The 1077-nt window shown below is 65.9% G+C and carries 2 pseudogenes; both read left to right on the top strand.

The window, feature by feature from the left end:
• Positions 1-146, top strand: a pseudogene (locus tag GVY64_RS37010) (cytochrome P450); the annotation flags it as partial.
• A 201-nt stretch (positions 147-347) separates the two neighbouring features.
• Positions 348-806, top strand: a pseudogene (locus GVY64_RS37005) (IS3 family transposase); the annotation flags it as partial.
• Positions 807-1077 lie beyond the last annotated feature (271 nt).

Genomic DNA, 1077 nt, shown 5'->3' with positions numbered 1-1077 from the left:
CCATCGATCAATTGCTCGACGCCCTGCCGGAACTGCGCCTCGCGGTTGCGGTGGACGAGCTCGCGTGGCGTCCGGGTCCGTTCCATCGAGCGCTGACCGCCCTGCCGGTCGTCTTCCCGGCGTCGCCGCCGCTACCGCTGCCGTAGTGCACGGGCCGGAAACGAGGGGCCAGATCGTTCCCCTTTCTCGAACTTGTGAGATCGGGACGCCGAACCTGCCACCTGAGTGCATAACCCAGCGAGGCCTGCACGATCCCCCGGCATCAGCTCCTGCTCGTCGGCGCAGTTGGAGACCATCTCTCCAGTCTTGCCGTAGGAGATGACGCTGTTGGCGCAGCGCCAGGACTCGAACGGTTCGCCTGCCGGGTGACCGGGCAGCATCGCAGTACCCAGCGCCGTCCTGCGGACGCGCAGCAGCCCACGGATCGAGATGCCCCGTTGGACGGTGAATCGCAAGAAGCTTCAACGTCTGTGGCGGCAGGAAGGGCTACGGGTGCCGCGGCGGCGGCGCTGCAAACGAATCGGTGACTCGACGGTCACGGCGGTGACCGCAAGCCCGCCGAACCGAGTGTGTGCCGTTGATTTCCAGTTCGACGCCACCGATGACGGCCGTCCGGTCAAGATCGTGTCCATCGTCGATGAGCACACCCGCGAATGCCTGGGCGGGCTGGTCGAACGCTCCATCACCGCCGACCGGCTCATCGACGCCACCGCATCGTCACCGGCCGCGGATACCCGGCCGCGCTGCGCAGCGACAACGGCCCGGAACTGGCATGCCAGGCGATGGGGGACTGGGCCGGTGAACGCTGATCGACAGTGCTCCACGGCAGAATCGACCGAGATCTCAAAGGTCGAGAAGAACGGTTATTGGTGCGATGGGTTTCTACGACTGCAGTTGCATGATCACCGGTGTCAGTCTGCACTACGGGACTGTCTCGCTGAGGGTGTTTCCGGCGATCTCCATCAGTAGGTTTGGGCGTTGGGCCAGCGGTCGGCGAAGGTGATCGCGAAGGCGTTGACCGCGGGCTTCCAGCGCATCGTCCATCGTGCCCGACCGGCGCCGGTCGGGTCGAGCGAG

The sequence above is a fragment of the Nocardia sp. CY41 genome (genome assembly GCF_009829325.1).
Classification (GTDB): Bacteria; Actinomycetota; Actinomycetes; order Mycobacteriales; family Mycobacteriaceae; genus Nocardia.
The sequence above is the reverse complement of the archived record's forward strand: the minus strand, read 5'-3'. Positions and strand labels throughout refer to the sequence as shown.